23 protein-coding genes and 1 pseudogene are annotated in these 24,398 nt (G+C 71.4%); 10 read left to right on the top strand and 14 right to left on the bottom strand.

The genetic code is table 11. The features are described from left to right. The first annotated feature begins 42 nt into the window (after positions 1–42). Positions 43–678: a DUF1345 domain-containing protein gene (locus ACFVX4_RS19780; RefSeq protein WP_389978768.1), complete on the top strand. Its 636-nt coding sequence runs from the start codon at positions 43–45 to the stop codon at positions 676–678. Positions 679–796: 118 nt separating this feature from the next. Here the strand turns inward: ACFVX4_RS19780 and ACFVX4_RS19775 are convergent, their stop codons facing one another. Continuing rightward, positions 797–3,007, bottom strand: a complete 2,211-nt coding sequence (locus ACFVX4_RS19775; RefSeq protein ID WP_389979131.1) for a HelD family protein — start codon at positions 3,005–3,007, stop codon at positions 797–799. A 394-nt stretch (positions 3,008–3,401) separates the two neighbouring features. On the opposite strand from ACFVX4_RS19775, the gene ACFVX4_RS19770 reads away from it, so the two are divergent. Next, positions 3,402–4,022: an L-threonylcarbamoyladenylate synthase gene (locus tag ACFVX4_RS19770; RefSeq protein ID WP_385332716.1), complete on the top strand. Its 621-nt coding sequence runs from the start codon at positions 3,402–3,404 to the stop codon at positions 4,020–4,022. Positions 4,023–4,309: 287 nt separating this feature from the next. Beyond that, the gene (locus tag ACFVX4_RS19765; RefSeq protein WP_266423090.1) at positions 4,310–4,465 is read left to right on the top strand and encodes a DUF6131 family protein; all 156 of its coding nucleotides are present in this window, start codon (positions 4,310–4,312) and stop codon (positions 4,463–4,465) included. A gap of 30 nt (positions 4,466–4,495) precedes the next feature. Here the strand turns inward: ACFVX4_RS19765 and ACFVX4_RS19760 are convergent, their stop codons facing one another. Both ACFVX4_RS19760 and ACFVX4_RS19755 read right to left on the bottom strand, forming a co-directional pair. Further along, the gene (locus ACFVX4_RS19760; protein WP_389978765.1) at positions 4,496–4,639 is read right to left on the bottom strand and encodes a hypothetical protein; all 144 of its coding nucleotides are present in this window, start codon (positions 4,637–4,639) and stop codon (positions 4,496–4,498) included. Between the two features lie 2 nt (positions 4,640–4,641). Further along, positions 4,642–5,136 carry a LysR family transcriptional regulator gene (locus tag ACFVX4_RS19755; protein WP_389978762.1) on the bottom strand — a complete coding sequence of 165 codons (495 nt, stop codon included), beginning with the start codon at positions 5,134–5,136 and terminating at the stop codon, positions 4,642–4,644. A gap of 9 nt (positions 5,137–5,145) precedes the next feature. On the opposite strand from ACFVX4_RS19755, the gene ACFVX4_RS19750 reads away from it, so the two are divergent. Continuing rightward, complete coding sequence (locus ACFVX4_RS19750; protein WP_389978759.1) at positions 5,146–5,427, top strand: hypothetical protein; 282 nt, start codon at positions 5,146–5,148, stop codon at positions 5,425–5,427. After that, positions 5,424–5,657 carry a hypothetical protein gene (locus ACFVX4_RS19745; protein ID WP_389978757.1) on the top strand — a complete coding sequence of 78 codons (234 nt, stop codon included), beginning with the start codon at positions 5,424–5,426 and terminating at the stop codon, positions 5,655–5,657. The genes ACFVX4_RS19750 and ACFVX4_RS19745 overlap by 4 nt, the downstream gene beginning before the upstream one ends. A 173-nt stretch (positions 5,658–5,830) precedes the next feature. Here the strand turns inward: ACFVX4_RS19745 and ACFVX4_RS19740 are convergent, their stop codons facing one another. Continuing rightward, on the bottom strand, positions 5,831–7,018 hold the full coding sequence (locus ACFVX4_RS19740; protein ID WP_389978754.1) for an amidohydrolase: 1,188 nt from the start codon (positions 7,016–7,018) through the stop codon (positions 5,831–5,833). After that, positions 7,006–8,268 (bottom strand): MFS transporter, encoded by a 1,263-nt coding sequence (locus ACFVX4_RS19735; RefSeq protein WP_389978751.1) that lies wholly within the window; start codon positions 8,266–8,268, stop codon positions 7,006–7,008. Before ACFVX4_RS19735 ends, ACFVX4_RS19740 begins: the two co-directional genes overlap by 13 nt. A gap of 133 nt (positions 8,269–8,401) precedes the next feature. On the opposite strand from ACFVX4_RS19735, the gene ACFVX4_RS19730 reads away from it, so the two are divergent. Then, the gene (locus ACFVX4_RS19730; protein WP_389978748.1) at positions 8,402–8,932 is read left to right on the top strand and encodes a nucleoside deaminase; all 531 of its coding nucleotides are present in this window, start codon (positions 8,402–8,404) and stop codon (positions 8,930–8,932) included. A gap of 15 nt (positions 8,933–8,947) precedes the next feature. On the opposite strand, the gene ACFVX4_RS19725 is transcribed toward ACFVX4_RS19730, so the two are convergent. After that, positions 8,948–9,340: a DUF5997 family protein gene (locus ACFVX4_RS19725; protein WP_385332703.1), complete on the bottom strand. Its 393-nt coding sequence runs from the start codon at positions 9,338–9,340 to the stop codon at positions 8,948–8,950. A gap of 58 nt (positions 9,341–9,398) precedes the next feature. On the opposite strand from ACFVX4_RS19725, the gene ACFVX4_RS19720 reads away from it, so the two are divergent. Continuing rightward, positions 9,399–10,196 (top strand): LysR family substrate-binding domain-containing protein, encoded by a 798-nt coding sequence (locus tag ACFVX4_RS19720; RefSeq protein ID WP_389978745.1) that lies wholly within the window; start codon positions 9,399–9,401, stop codon positions 10,194–10,196. A 37-nt stretch (positions 10,197–10,233) separates the two neighbouring features. On the opposite strand, the gene ACFVX4_RS19715 is transcribed toward ACFVX4_RS19720, so the two are convergent. After that, the gene (locus ACFVX4_RS19715) at positions 10,234–11,562 is read right to left on the bottom strand and encodes a geranylgeranyl reductase family protein (RefSeq protein ID WP_389979128.1); all 1,329 of its coding nucleotides are present in this window, start codon (positions 11,560–11,562) and stop codon (positions 10,234–10,236) included. A gap of 273 nt (positions 11,563–11,835) precedes the next feature. Here ACFVX4_RS19715 and ACFVX4_RS19710 point away from each other — a divergent pair, with 273 nt between their 5' ends. Further along, on the top strand, positions 11,836–12,138 hold the full coding sequence (locus tag ACFVX4_RS19710) for an amino acid permease (RefSeq protein ID WP_389979126.1): 303 nt from the start codon (positions 11,836–11,838) through the stop codon (positions 12,136–12,138). A gap of 21 nt (positions 12,139–12,159) precedes the next feature. Here the strand turns inward: ACFVX4_RS19710 and ACFVX4_RS19705 are convergent. The 3 genes and pseudogenes from ACFVX4_RS19705 to ACFVX4_RS19695 all read right to left on the bottom strand — a co-directional run. Further along, positions 12,160–13,008 (bottom strand): annotated as a pseudogene (locus tag ACFVX4_RS19705) (histidine kinase); the annotation flags it as partial. Between the two features lie 155 nt (positions 13,009–13,163). Continuing rightward, complete coding sequence (locus ACFVX4_RS19700; protein ID WP_389978742.1) at positions 13,164–13,826, bottom strand: DedA family protein; 663 nt, start codon at positions 13,824–13,826, stop codon at positions 13,164–13,166. Between the two features lie 190 nt (positions 13,827–14,016). Then, positions 14,017–14,979 carry a DUF3048 domain-containing protein gene (locus tag ACFVX4_RS19695; RefSeq protein WP_389978740.1) on the bottom strand — a complete coding sequence of 321 codons (963 nt, stop codon included), beginning with the start codon at positions 14,977–14,979 and terminating at the stop codon, positions 14,017–14,019. Positions 14,980–15,538: 559 nt separating this feature from the next. Here ACFVX4_RS19695 and ACFVX4_RS19690 point away from each other — a divergent pair. Beyond that, positions 15,539–16,984, top strand: coding sequence for a helix-turn-helix domain-containing protein (locus tag ACFVX4_RS19690; protein WP_389978737.1), 1,446 nt, complete (start codon positions 15,539–15,541; stop codon positions 16,982–16,984). Positions 16,985–17,044: 60 nt separating this feature from the next. Here the strand turns inward: ACFVX4_RS19690 and ACFVX4_RS19685 are convergent, their stop codons facing one another. Beyond that, positions 17,045–20,527 (bottom strand): M28 family peptidase, encoded by a 3,483-nt coding sequence (locus ACFVX4_RS19685; RefSeq protein ID WP_389979123.1) that lies wholly within the window; start codon positions 20,525–20,527, stop codon positions 17,045–17,047. Positions 20,528–20,768: 241 nt separating this feature from the next. Further along, on the bottom strand, positions 20,769–21,266 hold the full coding sequence (locus ACFVX4_RS19680; protein WP_389978734.1) for a hypothetical protein: 498 nt from the start codon (positions 21,264–21,266) through the stop codon (positions 20,769–20,771). Positions 21,267–21,618: 352 nt separating this feature from the next. Here ACFVX4_RS19680 and ACFVX4_RS19675 point away from each other — a divergent pair, with 352 nt between their 5' ends. Then, positions 21,619–22,575 (top strand): aldo/keto reductase, encoded by a 957-nt coding sequence (locus ACFVX4_RS19675; RefSeq protein WP_389978732.1) that lies wholly within the window; start codon positions 21,619–21,621, stop codon positions 22,573–22,575. A 5-nt stretch (positions 22,576–22,580) separates the two neighbouring features. On the opposite strand, the gene ACFVX4_RS19670 is transcribed toward ACFVX4_RS19675, so the two are convergent. Both ACFVX4_RS19670 and ACFVX4_RS19665 read right to left on the bottom strand, forming a co-directional pair. Further along, positions 22,581–23,807: a serine/threonine-protein kinase gene (locus ACFVX4_RS19670; protein WP_389979120.1), complete on the bottom strand. Its 1,227-nt coding sequence runs from the start codon at positions 23,805–23,807 to the stop codon at positions 22,581–22,583. Positions 23,808–24,058: 251 nt separating this feature from the next. Beyond that, positions 24,059–24,307, bottom strand: a complete 249-nt coding sequence (locus ACFVX4_RS19665) for a hypothetical protein (protein WP_389978729.1) — start codon at positions 24,305–24,307, stop codon at positions 24,059–24,061. Between the last annotated feature and the right edge of the window lie 91 nt (positions 24,308–24,398).

Below are 24,398 nucleotides of genomic sequence, written 5' to 3'. Positions count from 1 at the left end.
CGGTGATCCACCGAGCCATCGAGGTGGTCACCCTTGACGTCCATGAACCGTTGGCCGACGCTCTCCGCCGTGCCCCGACTCGTCGGAGCGGTGATCGCCGGCGTGGTGGTCGGCGTGGTCACCGCCGTGCCGGCCAACGGACCGTTGGGAATTCTCGCCGGAATCGCCGCTGCGGAGACGCTCTTCGTGCTGACGGGATGGATCGTGCTGTGGCCCATGGACGCGGCGACCACCCATCGCAACGTCCGGCGCGAGGAGTTCCGGCCCGTCGTCGAAGAGCTCGTCGTCGTCGCGGCCTCCCTGTGCGGACTGGTCGGCATCGTGGTGATGCTCCTGGCCGGCCACTCGGACCTGAGCCACGCCGCCGCCGCGACGGCGCTCTGCGGCGTGTTCATGGCCTGGGCGTCGCTCCACCTGATGTACGCCACCCGCTACGCGTACCTCTACTACCTGCCGACCGAGGGCGGGATCGACTTCAATTCCCCGGACCGGCCGAGGTACGTCGACTTCCTCTACTTCAGTTACAACCTCGGGATGACCTATCAGGTCTCCGACACCGGCGTCTCCAATTCCATGATCCGTGCGGTCGTCCTCCGGCACTGCCTGCTGTCCTATGTGTTCGGCGCCAGCATCCTGGCCACCACGATCAACCTCGTCGTCGGAATCGTCACCAGCTGATACGGGGGCTGCCCCCGTACGGTCACGCCGGCAAGGGCACCGGCCCCGGACCGACGCGCGGGTGACGGGCGGCGGCACCCACGGCCGGGGCCGCCCGGGGTGCCGCGCCCGGACACCGTCAGCGCAGCGCCTCGGGCAGCTCCTCCCGGTGGACGATGCCCAGACGCTGCGTGGCACGGGTCAGAGCCACGTACAGGTCACTGGCTCCGAACCCGGCGGGCTCCACGACCAGCACATGGTCGAATTCGAGCCCCTTGGCCTGCCGCGGGCCGAGCAGCACCACCGGCCGGGTCAGATCCGGCTCGGCACCGGCCGTGACTCCGTCCAGCGGAGCCGCGATCTCCTCGTGGAGCGCCCGCGGCGCGATCACCGCGAGGCGTCCCTCCCCGGGCATCAGCTCTGCGACCGCCTGCGCCACGGCACCCGCCAGGTCCTCCCCGGCGTCCCGCGTCCACGGCACCTCGCCGGTGGACCGCACCGAACCGGGCGGCTCGAAGGAAGGGTCCTCGGCCCGTACGACCCGGGCGGCCAGCTCCATGATCTCGGCGGGCGTGCGGTAGTTGACCTGGAGCCGGACGTGCTCGAAGCGGTCACCGACGTACGGCTCCAGGATCTTCTCCCACGAGCCGACACCGGCCTCCTCGGAGGTCTGCGCAGGGTCGCCGACCAGGGTCATCGAGCGGGTCGGCGAACGGCGCATCAGCAGCCGCCACGCCATCGGCGACAACTCCTGCGCCTCGTCGACGATGATGTGCCCGAACGTCCAGCACCGGTCCGCGGCGGCGCGCTCGGCCGCACTGCGGTGATCGGCCTCCTCCTGCCGCTCCGCCATCCGTTCGGCATCGACGATGTCGTGGGCGGCGAGGACCTCGGACTCCTCGTCCTCGAACTCGTACGTCTCCGAGCCCCTCGAAAGCTCCAGCACGCCCTGTGCGTACGCGATCCGCTCCTGGCGCTCGGCCTCGGCCGCCGCCCGCTCGGCACTGTCGTCGACCCCGAGGAGTTCCGCCGTCTCGTCGAGCAGGGGAACATCGGCGGGGGTCCATGTCCCGTCGCCGGGCGCGCGCCGGATGGCTTCGGCTTCCTCGTCCGTCATGTGCACGGGGTCGGCCAGATACTCGGTGAGGAACCCCTCCGGAGTGAGGGCCGGCCACAGCTCCTCGACGGCGGCGTGCACGTCCTCGTCGGCCGCGACGCCCTTGCCGAGCTGGGCGATGTCGTCGGGGCCGAGCAGGTTGGGACCGCCGTACGGGTCCGCGCCGAGCCGCTCGGTGAGCTGCGCGGTGAGGGCGTCGATGATCCGGAAGGCGAAGTGCGGACGGGCGAGATTGTGCGGCAGTCGGGTGTCGCGAGCCGCCTCCCGGGCCTCGTGGGCGATCTCCCGGTCGAGCACGAGGTCCCCGTCGTCGTGCGGGACGACCAGGGGCGCGCCGGGTTCGGGCAGCCGCTGCCGGTCGCGGACGGCGAGGGCGAGCGCCTCCGCCATCCGCGCACCGCCCTTGACGGCGGCGGCGCGGGGCGTGTCGGTGCCGCCGGCGTGGACCCCGGGGAAGAGTTCGGCCTGCGTGGCGAGCAGGACACCGGTCTCGCCGAGCGCGGGCAGTACCTCGCCGATGTAGTGCAGGAAGGCGGGGTTGGGGCCCACGATCAGGACGGCGCGCCTGGCGAGCAGCTCACGGTGCTCGTACAGGAGGAAGGCCGCCCGGTGCAGCGCCACCGCTGTCTTGCCGGTACCGGGGCCGCCCTCGACGACGAGGACCCCGCGGTGCGGGGCGCGGATGATGCGGTCCTGTTCCGCCTGGACGGTCCGCACGATGTCGCCCATGCGGCCGGTGCGGGCGGAGTTCAGGGCGGCGAGCAGTACGGCGTCGCCGCTCGGGTCCTCGAAACCGGTGCGCTCCCGGTCCCGGAGGTCGAGGATCTCGTCGTGCAGCTCGGTGACGGCGCGGCCCTCGGTGGTGATGTGCCTGCGCCGGCGCAGCCCCATGGGCGTGTGACCGGTGGCGAGGTAGAAGGGGCGGGCGACCGGCGCCCGCCAGTCGATCAGCAGAGGCGTGTGCGCGGTGTCGTCCTCGCGGATTCCGATACGGCCGATGTGGTGCGCGGTGCCGTCGGAGATATCGATGCGGCCGAAACACAAGGAGCCGTCCACCGCGTTCAGGGCGGCCAGCAGACCCGAGCGCTCGGCGACGAGCACATCGCGTTCGAGACGGGCCTGCAGGCCGGTTCCGACCGGCGTCAGCGCGTCCTCGACGTCCTGCGCGGCGACTCCGCGCAGGACGTCGACACGGTCGTAGAGCCGGTCGACGAATTCCTGCTCCTTCTGCAATTCGGCGCTTTCCCGATTTGACAAAATGGCTCCCTGCCGGATACGGTGTTTCTTAGTGGCCCAGTGTTGGGTTTTTTCTGTGAGAACACGGAACCACTTAATATACCCGGGAGAATCCCCGGCCCACAATTGCGGGCCGGGGATTTTCTGTGCTGTCGGTACCGCCGGTCCCGGTCCCGTATTCCGGGTGGCTCCTGCCCGCAAGGGTTCTCACCCCGACGTTGTTTCCGGTTTCGGTTCGTGTGGTCGTGGTTTCAGTTCCAGCGGTCCTGGTTGATGAAGCGGCTGAAGCCTCGCCAGGAGTTGGGTCCCATCGACGGCGCGCGGACGAGCGATGCGGCCACACGCCCGCCGATGAGCGGTCCGGTCCACGGACAGCCCGTAGACTCCGCGAATGGCGAAGTACTTCGACGTGCACCCCGAGAATCCTCAGCGGCGCACCATCAGCAGCGTGGCCGACAGCATCCGATCCGGCGCGCTCGTCGCGTACCCGACGGACTCCTGCTACGCACTGGGGTGCCGGCTGGGCAGCCGTGACGGCATCGGCCGGATCCGGTCGATCCGGCACCTCGACGACCGTCACCACTTCACGCTCGTGTGCCAGAACTTTGCCCAGCTCGGGCAGTTCGTGCACGTCGACAACGACGTGTTCCGGGCGATCAAGGCGGCGACGCCCGGCAGTTACACCTTCATCCTCCCCGCGACCAAAGAGGTGCCGCGCCAACTGCTGCACCCGAAGAAGAAGACGGTCGGAGTCCGGATCCCCGACCACGTGGTCGCTCAGGCGCTGCTCGCCGAACTCGGGGAACCGCTGCTCTCCAGCACCCTGCTCCTGCCCGACGAGGACGAGCCGCTGACACAGGGCTGGGAGATCAAGGAACGGCTCGACCACGTGGTGGACGCCGTCGTCGATTCGGGCGACTGCGGCACCGAGCCGACCACGGTCATCGACTTCTCCGGCGGCGAACCCGAGATCGTCCGCCGGGGAGCCGGTGACATCACGCGGTTCGAGTAGCCGCGTCGGGCAGCTGCCGCGCCGTCTTCCTGGACGCCTCGTCGAAGCGCTTCAGCACCAGGCGCGCCACGGCAGTCCTTCCTGCACACGCGCAACGGGCAGGCGGCGTATGTGGCGTTCCTCGGGTACTACGGCCTGTGCCTGGTGGTGACCTGGGCCTGCTGCCTGCGCCGCTCCGCGTGCCGGCTGCCGGGGTGTGATCGCGTCGCCGGGCGTGTGATCCTGCCGGATTCCTCCAGTGCGCGGTCGGGCGCATACTGGGAGGAACCGCACGATTGGAGGACGCCATGATCGTCCTCGGTGTCATTCTGCTGGTCATCGGCCTGGTGGCCGGAATCTCGATCCTGTGGACCATTGGCGTCGCGCTCGTCGTGATCGGTGCCATCCTGTGGATCCTGGGCGCCGTCGGGCACGCGGTGGGCGGTCGGCGCCACTACTGGTAGCGCTGTCGCACCGGCTGTCCGGGGTACGGGTCACAGCCCCGGGAACCGCCGCATGCGGACGTCGCAGTAGGTACGCAGCCCGTCGACCAGGGCGTGGATGGCGGAGCGGGCGCAGTGGGTGGCGTCCCAACCCGCGTACAGGGGGACCGTGAGCGGGCCGTCCGGTGTGCGCACGGTCAGTTCGGACAGACCAGCTCGGCGAGGGTGATGGTGGAGCGTCGGCTCCAGGGGTGATCGGCGGGGACCTGGGCGATGACCGGCGTACGGCCCAGGAACGCGGATTCCAGCGGGGCGGGGGTGGGAGTGGTGGAGACGCCGAGGTCCGCGTCGCTGCGCGACAGCGTATCGAAGACCTTGCTGGGGTCCTCCTGAATGGCGTCGCGCAGCGTGGGCCCCGCGCTGCCGCCGCCCGCCATGAAAGGGGCCAGCAGGTAGGCGACGGTGGAGGGGGCGGTCACCACCGTGAGTGCCGCCTGCTCTCCCTGCCCCATCGCGGACATCGTCTCGGCGGCCTGTTCGGCCCGGCGCACCAGGTCCTGGGCGATGGGACGGAAACGGCGGCCGGCCGCGTTCAGGGTCAGCGAACCAGGGCGGCGGGTGAACAGGGAAACCCTCAAGTCCTTCTCCAGTGCGCTCAGCCGGCGCGAGAGGGAGAGCTGGGCGATATGCACCCCGGGCTCGTGATCCGTCTGAAGGTCGAGGAGTCGGGCGACTTCGAGCGGGTCAAGGAGAGCGGCGACGTGGTGAAGCTCCCGATCGCCGAGGTGCTGCGCACCGACTGGCGAACGTTTCTGCTGGGCATCGGCGCCTCGATCATGGGCATCTCCGCCGCGTACTTCACCAATACGTTCGTGCTCTCCTGGACCACGAACGATCTGCACATGAACCGGCAGACGATGCTGTACGTGCTGCTCGCGCTCTCCGTGGTGCAGTTTCTTTGTGGCAGCCGCTCGCCGCGTTGATCTCCGAACGGGTCGGCGAGGCCAGGTTCATGGTGTGCTCGCTGCTCGCCAACGTCGTCGTCGCCGTCCCGATGTTCCTGCTGATCAATACGGCGCGGCCGGTCCTGGTGTTCTGCGGCATCGCCCTCGAGCCGGTGGAGGCGTCGTCGGGGTCCGTACTGCGGGAGCCGCGGGCGGCATCAGGGGTCGGGCAGGCGCTGGCCTCGCCCTGCTGGTCGTGGTTCTGCTGACGCTCGCGGCCCGAGTGCCCCAACTGCTCAGGTACAGCGGTGTGCACGTCCCGTAGCGCGGGGGTACCGGCCATCGGGTGTGGACCCGGCCCAGGGCGACGTGGACCCGGACCAGGAGCACGGCCGCGGCGGAACCTCTCCGCCGCGGCCGTACCCGTCGTCACCGACCGGGATCAGATCCGGAGCTCGCCGTCCCGGACCACCACTCGCCCACCGGCGATCACCAGCTGCCGGCGCGGCGTACGGACGAGGGCGTCCTGGACGTTCTCGGCGTCCAGCAGCACGACGTCCGCCCGCGCCCCCGCGACGATGTCGTGGGCGTCGCGGTGCACGAAGCCCGCCGCGCGCGTGGAGGCCAGCTCCACCGCGTAGGCCAGTTCCTCGTCGGTGCGCAGACCGTGGAGCCGGGCGAAGCCGAGCGCGACGCGCAGGAGGTCGCCGTCACCGTACGGCGACCACAGGTCCCGGATCCCGTCGGTGCCCAGGCCGATCGGGACACCGCGGTCCCGCATCCCGCGCCAGGGCAGCGGGGCGGTGCGGACCGGGGCCACGGTCGCCCAGGAGATACCGGCTTGCTCGCAGGCTTCGAGCAGGCTCTGCTGCCGGTTCGCCGGCAGCTCGCCCAGGGCGAAGCCGTGCGAGACCGTCACCTTGCCGTGCAGGCCCGTACGCAGGGTGCGATCGATGATGAGCTCGATCTGGAAGGCGCCGAGATCCCCTCCGTCGTGCAGATGGATATCGAGCCCGACGCCCCGCCGCTCCGCGATGCCGAAGAGGCCGTCGAGCTGCGCCACGGGGTCGCGGTCGATCGAAGCCGGGTCGAGGCCGCCGATGGCGGTCGCGCCGGCAGCAGCCGCCTGATCGAGGAGTTCCAGCACACCGGGGCGGCGCATCACGCCGTCCTGCGGGAATGCGACGATCTCCACCTCGATCGCACCGTCGAACGCGGCCACCGCCTCGCGGACCACCTCGATTCCGCGCAGTCCGACACCGAGGTCGACGTCCACGTGACTGCGTACCGCCGTCGTGCCGTGCCGGAGGAACTCGCCCAGCACGGCGGTGGTCGAGGACGGGCTGGGGATGCCGAGCCCGTCGCGCTCCGCGCGTTCGTGGGAGATGCGCCCCTGCGTCGTGGCCTCCCCGCCGTAGGAAACCCATGGTTGCCCCCACCAGCTCTTGTCGAGATGGGCGTGCGCGTTGATGAAGCCGGGCAGGGCGAGAAGCCCGCCGCCATCGAGGCGGTCACCGTCGCCGGCCGCCGTTCCGGCGGGCACCACGGAGAGGATCTCGGCGCCGGACATCACGATGTCCACGGGCGCCGCACCCCGGGGGCGGACGTTCGTCAGTATCACATGAGCCATGAAGCGATGGTATACCAAATGCTCTGGTGTCGGTCGGTCGGGTGACGGAGCCCGGCACCGCGCCGACGCGCGAGGGCGAGCGGCAGTGTGGCGAGGGAGAGCGCGGCCGTGACCATGAGCGCCAGGGGGAACGAGGCCGCCGTGGCGAGGTAGCCGACGAGGAGGGCGCCCACTCCCGTTCCGGCGTCGAACCCGATGTTCCACACGGCGCTCGCGACACCGCTGGACCGACGGTCGACGGCGGCGAAGGCGTCCACCAGGGTCAGGTTCTGGAGTCCGCCGTAGCTGACCCCGACCAGGGCCGTCCCGGCCAGCAGGGGGAACACGCCCGTCGCCTCCGGCGAGGTCACCGCCCAGGCGGTCAGGGCGAGCCCCGAGGCCGTGACGATCACGAGCGGCCACAGGAACGGCCGGGTGCCGTACCGGTCGGCCAGTGCCCCGAACCGCCAGCGGGAGACGGCCGCCGTCCCCGTCAGGAGCAGCAATCCGGCCAAGGTCGCGGTGGGGTCGCTGCTCATCTGCGGGGCGAAGGTGATCAGGGCGCCCCCGGCCGTCGTGACGCCGAGCAGGAGCAGCATCGGCCGGAGCAGCGGAAGGTACGCGGCGCGTCCGCCCGCCGTGCCGTCCCGGTGCGGTGGGTCCTCGGTCCCGGCCGGGTGCCGGCTCAGCCGGCGGGCGAGCCGCAGTGCGGGCAGCACGCCGAGCAGGGGCAGCGCACCGATCGCGAACACGACCTCGAAGCCGAGGTTCTCCGCAGCCCAGGGCGCGGTCGAGACCAGGATGAACTGAGGCCCCGCGATCGCCAGACCGTATGCCCCGACCGCCTTCCCGCGCCGGGCCGGCTCGACGAGTTCGGCGACGGCGCTCGCGCCGCAGACGGTGAGCACGCCGAACCCGAGTCCGCGCACCGCGGCGAGGGCGAGCACCACCCCGAGGTCCGCCGTCAGCAGGTGCGGGAGCGCGGGAACGCCGAGCAGGACCATCCCGCAGACCAGGGTGGTCCGCCAGCCGAGGCGGCGTATCGCCGTCGGAACGAGGGTCTGGGCGAGCACGGTGCAGAGCATCAGGACAGCGTTGACCGAACCGGCGCCGGCCGCGTCGGCGCCGCCGTGCACGGCCCAGAGCGGCGCGGTGGGCAGCAGCACCGCGAATCCCGAGAATCCCGTGGCCGTCAGGAGCAGCAGCGCGGGCATGCCCGGCGCGTTCCAGACCGTTTCCCGCGTGGCGGTGTCCGCCGGAGCGTTCCTCACTGGCTCGTGCCTCCGTGTCGCCGTCGACGGACCGGCTGTCGCGGCCGGTCGGCATGCGAGGGAGGGCCGCGCCGAGGCCGCCCACCGTGCACGAATGGTATACCGAATGCAGTGGAACTGTTAGCCTGGAGAGATGGGCACGGAGAGTGATAAGGGCACGGTGAACGAGTCGCAGACGGTCACGGAGGAGGACCGCGAGTTCCTCCTCCGTTGCGTCGACCTGGCACGTGAGGCGCTTACGGCCGGTGACGAGCCGTTCGGCTCGCTCCTCGTGGACGAACGCGGCACGGTCAGGTTCCACGACCGCAACAGGGTCAAGAACGGCGACGCGACCCGTCATCCGGAGTTCGAGATCGCGCGCTGGGCGGCCGAGAACCTGTCCCCGCAGGAGCGGCGGACGAGCGTCGTCTACACATCGGGCGAGCACTGCCCGATGTGCAGTGCGGCCCACGCCTGGGCCGGCCTGGGCCGCATCGTGTACGCGTCGAGCGCCGAGCAACTGGTGGCGTGGCGCCGGAGTTGGGGCTTCGACGTGGGACCGGTCGCGGCCCTCCCCATTCATGCCGTCGCTCCGGGCATCCCGGTGGCAGGCCCCGACCCGTCGCTCGCCGACGAGGTCCGCGCCCTGCATGCCCGGATGCTGGGCGTGGCCGCCGACAGTTAGGGTCTTTTGTCCGGATCAGGCCTGCTGGTCGTCGCGGGCGGCGTTCTTCTCCTTGATGCGCACCGCTTCCTTCCGGACCTCCGCCTGGGTGGCGCGTTCCTGCTGGAGCCAGTCGGGGGCTTCCTGCTTCAGCGCGTCGATCTGCTCCGTCGTGAGGGCTTCGGTGATTCCGCCACGGGCGAGGCCCGAGATCGAGACACCCAGCTTCGCGGCGACCACCGGCCGGGGGTGCGGGCCATTGCGTCGCAGTTCCTGCAGCCACTCGGGCGGATCGGCCTGCAGTGCGTTGAGCTCGGTGCGCGAGACGACACCCTCCTGGAACTCGGCGGGGGTGGCCTCGAGGTACACACCCAGTTTCTTTGCCGCGGTTGCGGGCTTCATCGTCTGGGCGGTCTTGTGCGACGTCATGAGGACAAGGGTATCGAGCATGTGCGCTACCTCTGACCAGGGCCGGTAACCTGGCGGAGTGACAAGCTCGGAAGAAACCCCTTCGTTCCGGCTCGCGTACGTCCCGGGGGTGACACCCGGAAAGTGGGTGCGGATCTGGAACGAGCGGCTGCCCGACGTCCCGCTGACCCTCGTGGGGGTGTCGGCCGCCGAGGCGCCCGACGTGCTGCGGGGCCGTGACGCCGACGCCGGTCTGGTGCGCCTGCCGATCGACCGGACGGCCCTCAGCGCCATCCCCCTCTACGCCGAGACGACCGTGGTCGTGGTCCCGAAGGACCACATCATGGCGACGGTCGACGAGGTCTCCGCCGCGGACCTGGCCGATGACATCGTGCTGCACCCCCTCGACGACACCCTCGACTGGGAGCAGCGCCCGGGGCGGCCCGCCATCGAGCGCCCCGCCACCACCGCGGACGCCGTCGAGCTGGTGGCGGCGGGGGTGGGGCTGCTCGTCGTACCGCAGTCGCTCGCCCGCCTCCACCACCGCAAGGACCTCACGTACCGGCCGGTGTCGGACGCCCCCGAATCACGCGTCGCGCTGTCCTGGCTGGAGGACGAGACCACCGATCTGGTGGAGGAGTTCATCGGGATCGTCCGAGGGAGGACCGTCAACAGCACGAGGGGCCGAGCGAGGCCCCAGGCGCAGCCGAAGGGCAAGCGCGCCGACTCGGACGGTGCGCGGCGAAAGCCCGCAGCGGGCAGGGCGACCGGCGGATCCACCGGCAAGTCGGGCGGCAGAGCGGCCGGGAAGAACCCGCGGAGCGGCTCCGGCGGCCCCAAGGCCGCCAAACGCGGCAAACCCCGCCGCCGGTCGTAGGGCGTATCCGCGAGGGCCCGCCCGGCCCGGTCCCGTCTCAGCGCCTGCGCCGCACCTTCGGTTCCGGTACGAGACGCATGACGCCGTTGAGCAGATGGTCGACCAGGTCGTGCGAGGGCTTGTCCGTGAGGTTGGTGAGCAGCCGGGCCAGGGTGTTGAGCAGGAACGGCGACCCCATGACGTAACGGTTGAGGACCGGCTGGAAACCGGAACGGCTGAAGACCAGATCGGCGGCCGTGTTGCCGAGACGGTAGTAGCGCCCCCAGCGGCGGTTCATCTCGACGGGGTAGCCGTGCAGCACCTGCTCGCGCCGGGGGCCCCGGGGAAGGGCGAGGGCCAGCGTGGCGGTCTCGGCGGCGACCTCGCCCGCCTCCATGGCCTGGCCGATCCCCTCGCCGTTCCAGGGACTGATCATGCCCCCGGAGTCGCCGACGAGCAGGAGTCCGCGGGTGTAGAGGGGATGACGGTTGAAGCCCAGCGGAAGGGCCGCGCTGCGGACCGGGCCCTCCGCGTTCTCCTCGCGCAGTCCCCAGGCCTCGGGCGTACGGGCCAGCCACTCGTCCAGGGTGGCGCGCAGGTCCGCCTTTCCGTGCCGTCGGTGCGGCAGCGCACCGAGACCGACGTTGACGCGGCCGTCGCCCATGGGGAAGATCCAGCCGTATCCGGGCAGGTGGTGATCGCTCCCGGGGAACCGGAGGTCGGCCCACAGCTCCAGATACTCCTCCGCGGAGCGCTCGGGGCTGCGGTAGTAGCGGCGGGCGGCCGTCGCGATCTGCCTGTTCCTGTCCCGCTGCAGACCCATGGCGAGGGCGAGGCGGGCGGAGGCGCCGTCGGCGGCGATCACGATCGGCGCGTGGAAGGTCAGGGGCTCCTTCTCCGTGGTCGTGGCGGTGACACCGGTGATGCGGCCGGCCCGGTCGGTCAGCGGCTCGGTCACCTTCACGCCGCTGCGCAGCCGAGCTCCGGCGGCGACGGCGTGCCGGGCGAGGATGTCGTCGAAATCGTGCCGGCTGCGCGAAAGGCCGAAGTCCGGGTATCGGCCGAGCGCGGGCCAGTCGATGTGCACCTGGTGGTCCCCGGCCACCCATCGCATACCGCGTGAGCGCGTCCATCCTGAAGCCTTGATGTCGACGCCCATCCTGATGAGTTGGTGCACCGCACGCGGAGTCAGGCCGTCCCCGCACACCTTCTCCCGGGGGAAGTGGGACTTCTCCAGCAGCAGGACATCGACACCCGCCCTGGCGAGGTGGAAGGCCGCGGCCGATCCCGCGGGCCCCGCCCCCACCACGATCACCTGGGCCTCCTCATCCGGGCGGTGGTCGGACCGGGCGTCCGACGGAGACCGGTCTGGCGTCGTTTCCCGCATCGGGAACCCCTTCCTGGAGCCGGTGCCGTACCGGGGACGGCAGCCATCCGCATCATCATCGATCAAGGGCGGCCGGTGCGGAACCCGCCGCACGCCGAGGCCCGGTCCCGTCCCGGCCCGCCCCTCCGCCGCACGTGTTCCGTCGCCCCTTCCCGCCAGCACCGTTCTGCCGCCGCAAGGAGTGCCGTATGAGCACCATGGACGTCCCCTCGGAAGCCGAGTCGGAGATCCCCCGCACCGCGGCCACGGGCCGGGAAGGCCGCGGCGCCGGGGATGACCTGGATCACCCTGGCGCTGATGACCACCGCCTCGGTGGCCGGCCTGCGGTCCGCCCCGACGATGGCCGTGTACAGGCCGGCCTGCGTCTTCCTCTATGTCGTCCCGGCGATCGTGTTCCTGATGCCGACGGCGCTGGTCTCCGCCGAGCTGGCGTCGGGGTGGAACGGCGGTGTCTACCGCTGGGTGAGCGAGGGGCTGTCGAAGCCGCTCGGATTCCTCGCCGTGTGGTGCCAGTTCGCGATGACGATCTTCTACTACCCGAGCCTGCTCGCGTACGTCGCCGGCACCATCGCCTAAGTCATCGATCCGAGGCTGGCCGGCAGGGTTGCGGCGGGCCCGGCCCAGCAGCATGGCCAGTGCCACGAGCCGCTGCTGCACGCCGTCGTGCAGATCGCGTTCGATGCGCCTGCGTTCCGCGTCGACCGCCCGGAGCACCGAGGCCCGGCTGGCGGCGAGTTCGGCGATGCGCCGCTCCAGCAACTCCCGCTCGGAGGGCCCGAAATGATCGCGTGCCAACCGGGTGTCGAGTGCGTTCAGCGAGAAGAGACCCTGGAGGTCGAGGAAGAGGAGGACGCCGCCGAGTACCGCCTGGGGCAGCAGGCCCTGCCAGTCGGTGGGGTCGCGGGCCACCTCCGCGGCGAGCAGTCCGGCCAGTACGGCCCCGTATCCCAGCAGCGCGAGCACCCCGGCGTACAGTGCCCCGGCGCCGGGGCGGGCGGCCAGATAGCGAAGGACATCCCGGTCGGACGCGTGGTGGGCGGGGAACACGTCGCCGAAGAAGACACTGCGGCGGAGCCGTTCCAGGCCGGTGAGCCCCCGCGCCCCGGCGCTCAGCAGGGCCAGAGCGCGCAGCCGGGTACGGGGCCACAGGACGAACGGCAGCGACAGGCCGCCCGGTACGGCGAAGTACAGCAGTCCGGTCAGGGCGGTGCAGCAGCCGAGCAGTGCGCCCGCGGCTCTGCGGAACCATGGCCGAGGGTGCGCCACAGGGGCGCCCGTCTCGTCGCGCCGCAGGTCGGGCAGGTCTGGAAGATGGCCGGTCGTACCGTCCGCGGAGTCCCCCTGCACGGTTGCCGACCCCCGGGTCTCTCGTTCGGACCATGCCGGGCTCGCGTGCCCCGGCACCGCGCCTCGCCGCGTTGTCGTCGGTCGCCATGACTCCGCCATGACGCCCACCTCCGCCTTGCGATCCACAGCACCGGACCTCGCTCCCTGATCCGGCCTGATCCGAACGAGAGACCCTAGCCGCGCGGCATGCTCACGGCAAGATCCTTCCGGCCGGGCAGGCGCGACCGCAGGAGTGCGGGGCTTCGGCGTCGGGCTCACGGGACCCGGCGGTGTTGTGCCCGGCCACGGGGTCGCAGGCGCATGGCCACGTACCCGGCGAGGGCGACCAGGACCAGGACGAGAACGGCCTTGGACAGGACCCCGACGTAGGTCTCCACCAGATCCCACCGGTCGCCGAGCCAGTAACCGGCCATCACGAGCACCGAGTTCCACAGCAGGCTGCCCGCGGCGGTCAGCGTCACGAAGAGCGGCAGCGACATGCGCTCCACACCGGCCGGCACGGAGATGAGACTGCGGAAGATCGGCACCATGCGGCCGAGGAGCACGGCCTTGGTGCCGTGCCGGGCGAACCACTGTTCCGTACGCTCCAGATCGGAACCCTTCACCAGCGGAAGCCTCGCCCAGATCGCATGCATGCGGTCGCGGCCGAAGAGCATTCCGATCCAGTACAGAACCACCGCGCCGACCACCGAACCCAGGGTGGTCCAGAAGAGCGCGGAGGCCAGACCGATGACACCCTGCCCCGCCGCGAACCCGGTCAGCGGGAGGATGACCTCGCTGGGCAGCGGCGGAAAGAGGTTCTCCAGGGCGATGGCGAGGCCGGCTCCCGGACCTCCCATCGTGTCGACGAGGCCGGCCGCCCAGCCCGCCACACCGCCCGCGGGTTCTTGGGGGAGACCCAGAATGACGAAATCCATGAACTGACTCCTGGCCGTTGTGGTGAGGCGCGAGAAGTCCGCCGCGCCTCACCGGCAACGCTAGGAATCGACGACCGGCGCCGGTACGGGGGTTGCCGTCGAACCGGCTACGGTTCTCCGCACCCGCCACCCTGCGGTTTTCCGTAATCCCGGCGTCGCGCCGACGAGATGGCCGGGTCCGCAGGTCATCTCACTTCTGGGCGAAGACGATCCAGACCTGGCCCGGGGCGAAGGTCATCGGCTTGTCGTCCCGGGTGGTGAAGGAGGTCGTGGAGCCGGCCGCGGGCCGTGACCAACGGACGTCGTACTCCTTGCCGTCGCGCAGCACCAGGGCGGAGCCGGAGCCCACGGTCTCGGTGTACGGGGACGTGCTGCCCCACCGGTCCCGGAACAGCGAGGGGCGCACGGTGACGTACTGCACCACCACATCGGCCGCGCCGAGCCGGGCGCCTTCGGCGGTACGGGCCGGTGTGCCGTCCATGGACACGAGCCACCGGCTCCGCTCGGCCGACCAGGTGAACGCGAAGCTCGCCGCCGGATAGCGGACCGTGCGACCGGCGACGCTCCTGCCGCCCGGCACGGCGGCGGCGAAACGCAGCCCGATGTCCGAGGCCGCGTTCGCACCGGTGGTGGCGTGCGGCGTCCTGCCGGTGCGCAGATAGAGGTTGTGCGGTGCCGGGCGGCCGGTGTCGCGGAAGTACGCGTTCGGATCCTTCTCGGGGGACACCGGGTCCAACGGGGCCGCCGCGATGGCCGGGAGTAGCTTGGACTGGGCCCCGGAGAAGGCGAGCGTCGGCCGGTCGAACTGGCGGAGCAGCTCCAGGTCCGACTCCCGGGCGCTGCGCACCGGGCCGACCACGGTCGGCAGCCTGGACGAATAGGCGGCCAGTATGCGGCTGAGACCGGCCTCGACCTGCTCCACGTAGATGATGTCCGCCTTGTCGAGCCCGGTCTGCGGGCGGGCGGGGCCGACGTTGTCGATCTTCACGGCGAGCACATGGGCGCGCGATCCGGCGGACGTGGGCGTGACGGGGCCGCTCGGCGAGGAGGCCGTTCCCCCACCGCCGCCCCGGCAGCCGGCCAGCGCGGCGACGAGCAGCGCCAGCGCGACCGCTGACACCGCGACCGGTCTCTTCGTCCGGGATGCGTGCATGGCGGCCGTCCCTTCCGCATCGGCCGACGCGACGCCTCCGGCTACTGCCGCTCGCCGCGACGGCTCCCCGCCCATCATCACGCAGAGGGAGGCTCCGTGGGTTCCCACCGACAGGGCACGGCGCGGCCCCCGCCTTGGACAGCGGCGCGCCGGGACCCCGCGCTCAGTACGGCAGCGGGCGGCCGGACGGGGTCCTCAGATCGAGGGGCGGCGGCCGGGACGGCAGCTGCGGTCGTCGGACGATCCTGATGCGGCCCACTGCCACCACCCCCGGTCGGTCACCCGTCATATGCCCGGCGGACGACCCGTTCATGCGGCTCCTCCGTGAATCGTCCGGGCCACCGGGCGTAATCGGCCACCGCGCCCCATCCCGCAGGCAAACCAAGGGATATGACGGATCGTCGGATCGGGTGGTGCCACCGCGTAACGGGAGGGAACGGGAAGGCGCCATCTTTCCGACGCACAGGGGACAGCGCGCACACGCGCTCGCTATCCTCCCGGCTATGAGCCATGAGCGTGGCACGGGTGGGGCATCCGGCGGGGTTCCGCGGAGTTCCGGGTGACCGAGGGCATGGGCCCCGCGCCGGATGCCCGCACCGCAGAGGTGTGGCGTGCCTTCGGCACCTGTTTGCGTCAGTGGCGCAGGCGCGCCGGGCTCACCCAGGCCCAGGTGGGTGCCCGCGTCGGATACGACCACACCGCGATCAGCAAACTGGAGCACGGCACCCGCCGGACACCGCTGCCGCTGGCCCGCAGGCTGGACGAGCTGATGTCGGCGGGCGGCGCGCTCCTCGCCGCCTGCGAGGCGGCGGAGGCCGCGGGCGCGGGCGGCACGGGCGAGGAGGGTGCGAGAACGCGCCCCGCACCGGCCCCCGCACGGCAGGGCCCCCTGCCCGGGGAGCCCGCGGGAAGCACCCTGCTCGCGATGCTGCCGCCGGACACCGTCCTGCCCAGCCGCCTGCCCAGCTACGGGCTGATGTGTCCGGTGCACGGCCGTGACGGCTGCACCGTCCCCGTACTCGCCGATGTCGTCGCCCTGCACTCGGCCTTCTGCTCGCTCGGCCCGGCCACCGTGGCGTGCCCGGCGCTGGACATCGACACGGTGCATGCCCTGACGGCGCTGCTCGCCGTCTGCCTGCGGGCCGACGAGGAGCGCGCCTGGCCCGGAGCGACCGTCGTGGTCGAGCGCACCCTGCACGCGATGCTCCGTTGGATGGCCCTGCCCGCGGCCCCGTACCAACGCCAACTCGCGCCGCTGGCGGCCGAGTACGCGCAGTCCGCCGGCTGCCTGCGACTGCTGTGGGGCCGCAACGCGACGGCGATGGCCTGGCTCGACCGGTCGCTGGTCTGGGCCGGGCTGGCCGGTCACATCGGAACGGAGGTGGCCGCGCTCAGCGACATGAGCACTCTGGCGCGGCTGGAGGGCGACGGCCCGTCCGCCCTCGCCTACGGAGGCGCGATCCGGCAGGCCGCCGCCGGCCGGTACTGGGCGGGTGCGATGAGCGATCTGTACCTGGCGCGCGGACACGCGGTACGGGGCGACGCGCGGCAGACCCTGGGCCACATCGACCGTGCCTGGTCGCAGCTGGACCGGGTCGGCGAGCAGGATGAGACGGAGGCGCCCTGGCTGTCCGTCGCCTCCGTGCGCCTGCGGGTGGAGTCGGGTGCCGCCGGAGCGCTGCGCGACCTCGCCGCGGCGACCGGGGACCGGCGACTTGCGCTGCGCGCGGTCGGGGCGGCCCGCACCGCGCTGGGTCTGCTCCCGCCCGGGATGCATTCGGCGCGGATGCTGTTCCTGGTACGGATGGCGGACGCCCATGCCTGCGCCCAGGACCCGCAGGCGGCGATCGCCATCGCGGGACCGGTCCTGGACACCACCGAGGTCACCGCCTCGACACTGCTCGGCCAGGAACTGCGCGGCCTGCACAGCCGGTTGGCAGCCCGGCACGACAACCTGCCGGAGACCGACGACTTCACCCGCCGGCTGGCGGCCGTGGTCCGCTGAGACACCGGAGGCGGGACGTGTGTGCACACGCCCCGCCCCGGATGGCACACCGGCGGAGGATCAGCCGACGTTCAGCGTCACGTCGTCCACGACGAAGCTGGTCTGCAGATAGGCGTCCTCACTGCTGGTGAATCCGAGGGTGACCGTCTGGCCGGCGAAGGCGCCGACATCGACGGTCTTCTGGGCGTAGGAACCCGCGGCGTCCGCGTTGGAGTACGTCGCGAGCGTCTTGGTGCCCAGCTTCACGGTGAACGTGTCGTACGCGGTCGGGTCGCCCGCCGACTCGTCCGTGTCGGTGCGCAGATAGAACGACAGTTTGTACGTCGAGCAGCCCGACGGAATGGTCAGCGACTGCGAGGCCGTGTCCGAGTGCGTGGATCCCCAGCCCCCGAACCAGGCCGTGTACGCGCCCGTGTGGGCCGGCTTCTCCGACGTCCGGTTGTTGATCACACCGTCCGTCTGGGTCCACGGTGCGACACCGTTCTCGAAGCCGCCGTTGACGACGACCTGCCGGGCCTGGCAGGTGCCGCCGCCACCGACGACGAGCGAGTACGTGGTGGCGTGGGTGGCCGTGCCGGTCCCGGTCACCGTGATGGTGTATGTGCCCGCCGCGGCCTGGGCCCCGGCGGAAACGGTCATCGTCGAGGAGGAGCCCGACTGCACGGACGCCGGGGCGAACGAGACGGTGACCCCGCTCGGCGCGCCGGAGGCCGTCAGCTTCACGGTCTGCGCGGAGCCGCCGGTGGTCGCGGTGGACACGCTCGCGGTGACCGAGCCGCCCGGCTGGACGTTGCCGGTGACCGGCTTCACCGAGACGGAGAAGTCGTCGGCGGGCGCGGTGGTGCCGACCGAGGTCTTCCACACGGTGTACGCGACGCCGTCGGCGCTGCGGTCGAGCGCGGTCGCGTTGATGTTGGCCGTGGTGTCACAGGACGAGTGGTAGCAGGAGTCGTAGGAACGGCCCGCCGTGCCGCCCCACTTGGCGGCCTGAGCCGAGGTCTTGGTGTCGCTGGCGCCGGTCGCGTAGCCCGAGGTGGGGATGCCGCCCTGCTGGAAGGAGTAGTCGTCCGACCGGCCCTGGCCCTCGACGTTCTCCTCCGGCGAGAGGTTCAGCGAGTCCCAGTACTCCTTCATCGGCGCCGAGGCGGCCGAGTTCACGTTGTTGATGAAGTAGCCGGCGTTGGTCGAGGCCACCATGTCGAAGTTGTAGTACGCCTTGATGGCGCCGCGCTGGGCCGCGCTGAGCTGGCCGACGTAGTACTCGGAGCCCTGGAGGCCCTGCTCCTCGCCGTTCCACCAGGCGAAGCGGACGTGCTTCGTCATGGTGGGGTTCCGCTGGGCCAGCGCGAGGGCGTTCTCCAGCAGGGTGGCCGAGCCCGAGCCGTTGTCGTTGATGCCGGGGCCGGCCGAGACGCCGTCCAGGTGGGCGCCGAACATGATCGTCTGGTCGGTCGGGCCGCCCGGCCAGTCGGCGATGAGGTTGTTGCCCTGGTAGGTGCAGCTGGTGCAGGTCTGCTCGCTGACGGTGTAGCCGGCGGCCTGCAGCTTGCTCTTCACATAGGCGACGGAGGCCGTGTAACCGGCGCTGCCGGCCCGGCGGTTGCCGCCGTTCTGGGTGGCGATGGTGTTCAGCTGAGTGAGGTGCGCCTGCACGTTGGCGACGCTGATGTCCGGTGCGCCGCCGCCGGGGTTGCCGCCGCCGTTGTCGACGGTCAGGGTGTACTGCGCGGTGTGGCTCTGGGTGCCGTCACCCTTCACCGTGAAGGTGTACGCGCCGGGCGCGGCGTTCGAGGACGCCGACATGGTCATCGTCGAGGAGGCTCCGGCCTGCACCGACGACGGGCTGAAGGTCGCGGTGACACCGCTGGGCAGACCGCTCGCCGTCAGGCCGACCGCCTGCGCGCTCCCGGAGCTGACCGAGGTCCGCACCGTGGCCGTCACCGAACTGCCCGGCTTCACGGAGCCTGACGCCGGGTCCAGGGACATCGTGAAGTCGTTGTTGCCGCTGGGCGTACAGGCGGGGTCGCCGCTCTGCGCGGGAACGCTGATGGCGTCCCAGGCGGCCTTGGTCCGGTCGAAGAGCACACAGCCCGGGTCGAGGTTCTTCGCGGCGGTCAGCGTGGCCGTGCGGTAGCGCTTGTAGGTCATCCCGCTCGTCTTCAGCAGCATGCCGCCGTAGAAGACCTTGCCCGCGCTCTGGATGCCGACACCGGTGACCGAGGAGCTGTTGCAGGTGGGGCTGGACGGCTTGCCGCCGCCGGGGTTCGAACCCTCGGCCAGCAGATAGAACCAGTGGTTGAGCGGACCGGCCGCGGCGTGCTCCTCGGTGTTGGGTATCGAGGAGCTGTAGCAGTTCGGGTCGCCGATCTGCCCCGGGTTGTACATGATCCGGATCGGCCCGTTGCCGACCAGGTTGATCTTCTCGCCGACGGTGTAGTCGGGGTCGTCGTACGGCGCCGGCTCATTGGTGTACGCCTCGGTCAGGGCGCCCATGATGTCGCCCGTGGCCTCACCGAGACCGGACTCGTTGTTGGCACCGCCGGGCGTGTACTGGTCGATGCCGTGGCCGAACTCGTGGCCCACCACGTCGATCGCGCCGATCCACTGGTTGGCGTTGTTGTGGCCGATGGAGACCGAGGAGCCGTCCCAGTAGGCGTTGACGTCGTTCAGCCCGACCTCGACCGGCCAGCTGCCGCCGTTGCCGTTGTGTCCGTTGCGGCCGAGCCAGTCCTTGAGCATGTTCCACTCGTGCTGCGCCGCCCACATGACGTCGACGCAGCCGGTCTCCTTGCTGGAGGCGTTGCCGGTGCCCCAGGAGTCACTGGACTTGCTGAAGACACTGCCCGTGCTGTAGTCGGCGCAGCTCAGGCCGGGCCGGTTCGGGTCACGCAGCGAATAGCTGCTGCCGGACGCGGTGGTGTCGATGGCCAGCGGTGACGGGCCGTTCCACTGGCTGTTCCCGGTGCCCGCCTTGACGTCGTCGTAGCTGTCGAGCACCTTGCCGGTGCCCGCGTCGACGAAGACATGCAGCCGGCTGGGGGATTTGGCGGTGCGCCCGGTGAGTACCGTCTCCCAGGCCAGCCGGGAGGACTTGTCCGTGGCACGGACCACGAGCCGGTGCGATTCCACCCGCTGCACCGTGCGGAGCTTCTTGCGGGCGGTGGTCTCGGCCGCCCCGGCGGAAATGGTCGGTGTGGTCGGCACGTTGATCCGGCGGGACACCGCGGACTGGGTGCCGCGGACCCGGCCCTCGGAGTCGGCCACCACGACGGCGTCCCCGCCGACGACCGGCAGCCCGCGGTAGGTGCGCTGGTACGCGACGGAGTACAGACCCTTGACCCAAGGGGTCACCATCTGTCTCTCGTACCGCTCTTCGGGCCCCTTCGCCAGGGTGTCGAGACCACTGGCGGCGGCCCGGTCGGCCGCCGACACGGCGGCCGAGAGCGCGCTCGGGGCGGGCGGGGACGGTTCGGCGGATGCAGACTGCCCGCCGGTGACGACCAGCATTCCGGCGAGGACGGCCAGGGTCGTCCCGGCCGTCATCGGTCTGAGTTTCATCGAGGCTCCTTGATTCGGGGGGCCTCGATCACGGGCAGCCGCGTACCATGACGCACTTGCCCGGCCGTGGTCGGCCGCCCGCGCCCCCGGTGTCCGTGATCGAGCGACCGAACACTCACACGTCGTCATGGACTCGTCAACGAACTGCGGGGGGTGCCGGGGGACTTGGCAAGTTTGGTCAAGCCGCGGTGGTGGGATCGCACAACGTCGGTGCTGTGCGCGGCGGTTACTCCAGTCCGGAGATCGTGAACACCGTGCGCGCGTGCCTGCGGTCGATGCGGTCGGACAGCTGTCGCAGTGCCGTCACTCCGCATCGCAGCGTCCCGCGCTCCACGCAGCCGCGGGCATCCTCGTCCAGTCGGTGCCACAGAGCCGGATTCGCGAGGAACACCTCCGGGTCGACCTCGACCCGGCAGCCGTCGGCGTCACGGAGCACCAGGCGCTGGGCCACGCCGTCCGACCAGCGCACCGATACGAGCCGGTCGGTGCGCACGGTCCGCTCGCGCAACAGGCCCCGGCAGGAGAGCCGGCCGACGCCCGCCCGGACCCGCGGTGGCACCAGGACCGCGCACAACAGGGCGGCCAGCCCGGTCCACAACAGGGCGCGCGGCCAGCTGAGACGACCGGCGGCCGCGTCGACAGCCAGCAGCAGCCCGAGCAGCGCCACGGAGCAGTGGATCGCGAAACGCAGGTCGGCGGCCCAGCCGTGGTCATCGGCGGTCATGCCGGAGGGAGGCGGTCGCAAGCCGTGAGGGCCGGGAGTGCTCCGGGTGATGTGGCGTCGCATGGCAGTGACGCTAAGCGCGACCGCCGGTCCCGACGGCGTCCGTTGACGAAGCGCTGACGTCGGGGTGGAGGGTCCTGACGGTTGCTTGACGCATGGGCCGCAGGCCGTGAATGAGGCTGTACAGAACAGGTGCCCGCCATTATCCTGCACGCATGGCAAGATCTGACGAGAAGACAGTTCTCATAATCAACGTACCAGGGGCGGCGATTGATTGCAAGTCTGCCTGGTGGGCGGAGCTCCACAGCCCCGACGGAGCCGACTGCGGGATACGGACGGAAAGGCTCGGATCATGACCACGGAGACCCTTGCGGCAGCAGCGGCGGGCACCTGGCTGCTCGGCGACCTCACGGTCAACCGCATCGGATTCGGCGCCATGCGCCTGACGCAGAAGGGCGCGGCGTTCGACGACGACGCGGCCCCGAGCGACCGCGACCGGGCCATCGCCGTGCTGCGCCGCGCGGTGGAGCTCGGCGTCAACCACATCGACACGGCGGCTTTCTACTTCTCGTCGCTGCGCTCCGCGAACGAGCTGATCAACCGGGCACTGGGGCCCTACCCGGACGACCTGGCCATCACCACCAAGGTCGGGCCGGGCCGTGACCCCTCCGGTGACTGGCTGCCCTGGGCCCGGCCCGAACAGCTGCGGGGGCAGGTCGAGGAGAATCTCCGTCAGCTCGGCCGTGACCACCTGGACGTGGTGAACCTGCGCACCTACGGGCCCGCCCCGATCGCCGAGCACTTCGGCGTGCTGGCCGAGCTGCGCGGGAAGGGGCTCATCCGCCACCTCGGTCTCTCCAACGTCCGGCCGGCACAGCTCGCCGAGGCGCAGGCGATCGCACCCGTCGTCTGCGTGCAGAACCGGTTCGCGGTCGACTCGTCCCTTCCCGGCTCGTCGAAGATGCTCCGGATCTGCGGCGAAGAGGGAATTGCCTTCGTGCCCTTCTTCTCCATCGCGGGGGAGGGGCGCGAGGCGGGGCCCGTCGGGTCGGAACGACCGGAGATCCTCGCGGTGGCCCGCGCCCACGGGGTCTCGTCCGTTCAGGTCCGGCTGGCGTGGACGCTGCATCAGGGCTCCCATGTGCTGGCCATCCCGGGCACCGGAAATCCGGCCCATCTGGAGGCCAATGTGGCCGCCGGTGCGCTGCGGCTCACGCCGGAGGAACTGACCCTGCTGCAACAGGGCCTGTGCGCCGCTGTTGCTCCGCAGGCGGGCCTGTCCGCCGCCGTAGCTCCGCAGGCGCGGTGACGGAGTCAGTCCTCCTCGTCGCCCTCCTCGTCCTGTGCCGGCTGCTCCGGTGCGGACGAGGGGGCGTTCGACTGCGGCCCGGTGGTCGCGGTCGGGCCGGAGTCGGGGGTGTCGGGTGAGCCGGAGTCCGGGGAGAACAGGGTCATCCCCAGGTACACGGCCGCGATGAAGGCGACCGTACCGGCGATGGCGCTCGCCACCCTGGGCCGGCGCCTGATCGCGTCCCGGGCGCCGGAACCCCGCCGGGCGGGTGCGGCCCGTTCCGCCGGGCGGCGTCTGCGGCCGCCGGACTGCGGCAGCCGATACGTCGTCATGCCCGGGCCCTGCTCGGCGGAGCCGGCCGTCGGGGCGGGGCCGTACGCGGGCGCGGCTGCCGGGGTGCGCGGAATGCCCGTCCCCGCGGGTGCGGGAACGTGCGGAGCGCCGGTCGCCGCGGGCGGGGCCGGGGCGTACATCGGCAGGGGCTCCGGCTGCCCACGCCAGGCATCGCCCTGGAACCACTCGGCGACCTGCTGGGCGCCGGGCCGGTCCTCGGGCTGCTTCGCGAGCAGCCCCAGCAGGTAGGAGTCGAAGGCCGGGGACAGGTCGACACCCCGCTGTCTGAGCGGTACGGGCGGCGTATCGACATGTTGATAGAGCGTGGCGGTCGCCGTGTCCGAGCGGAACGGCGGATCTCCCAACAGGAGCTGGTAGATCACACAGCCGAGGGAGTACATGTCGGACGCCGCACCGGCCGTACGGCCCAGGGCACGCTCCGGGGCGAGATAGAGACTGGTGCCGACGATCTGTCCCGTCGTGGTCAGCGCGGCGGACGGGTCGTCGACGAACTGGGCGATGCCGAAGTCGCCGATCTTGACGGACCCCTCGGCGTTCAGCATCAGGTTCCCGGGCTTGATGTCACGGTGCACGATGCCCTGGCGATGGGCGGCGGCGAGACCCGCGGCCGCCTGCCCGGCGATCCGGGCGACCTGCTCGGCGCCGAGCCGCTCCTCGGCCGCGAGGAGATCGCCCAGGCTCCTGCCCTCGACGAGCTCCATCACGAGGAAGAAGCGGTCCTCCCAGGCCCCGAAGTCGAACACGGCCACCAGATGAGGGTGGCTCAGGCGGGCCGCGGTCTGCGCCTCCAGCCGGAACCGGGCGGTGGCCGACTCGTCCGCGTGACCGCCCAGCAGCAGCTTCACGGCGACCGCTCTGCCGAGCACTTCGTCCGCGGCACGCCACACCTCGCCCATGCCGCCGCGGCCGATGGGGGAAATCAACCGGTACCGACCAGCTACCAGCACCTGTGCACCAATCTCGAATTGTGGGCCGCTTCTGCTGCCACGGCGGCGACCCGACCGGGATCGGGGCGAGGTGGGGGGCGCGCGGCAAGATCAGGATATCGGGCCGCTGGACCTCGTGGTCCCGTCGAGTGCCCCGCCGTCCCCGCCGGGCTCCGGCGGGCGGGGACGAACCGTGTGTTTTCCCGTCGGCCTCGGTCCTCTCACCAGGTGTCGGCGAACGGACGGCGGCTGCCGGGCGGGGCGGCCGCGGCGGTGCCCTCCGGTTCGCGGCCGTCCAGCGCGGAGAGGATCCAGGCGCCGCCCTCGATCACCACCGGGCCGCCCATGCCGATGGTGGCCTCCGGCGTCGCGATCACCACGTCGCAGCAGCCGAGCAACGCCGCGTTCCCCGCGAAGCACCGTCCCGACACGATGCCGACCAGCGGGACGCGACCGCTGAGGCGGCCCATCTGGTGGAACGTCGTCACATCGAGGCCCGCGACCGCCGTGGTGTCCGTGTCGCCGGGCCGCGGCCGTACTCGACGCCATCGGCAGATACTG

The sequence above is a fragment of the Streptomyces sp. NPDC058240 genome (assembly GCF_042882135.1).
Taxonomy (GTDB): Bacteria; Actinomycetota; Actinomycetes; order Streptomycetales; family Streptomycetaceae; genus Streptomyces.
The sequence above is the reverse complement of the archived record's forward strand: the minus strand, read 5'-3'. Positions and strand labels throughout refer to the sequence as shown.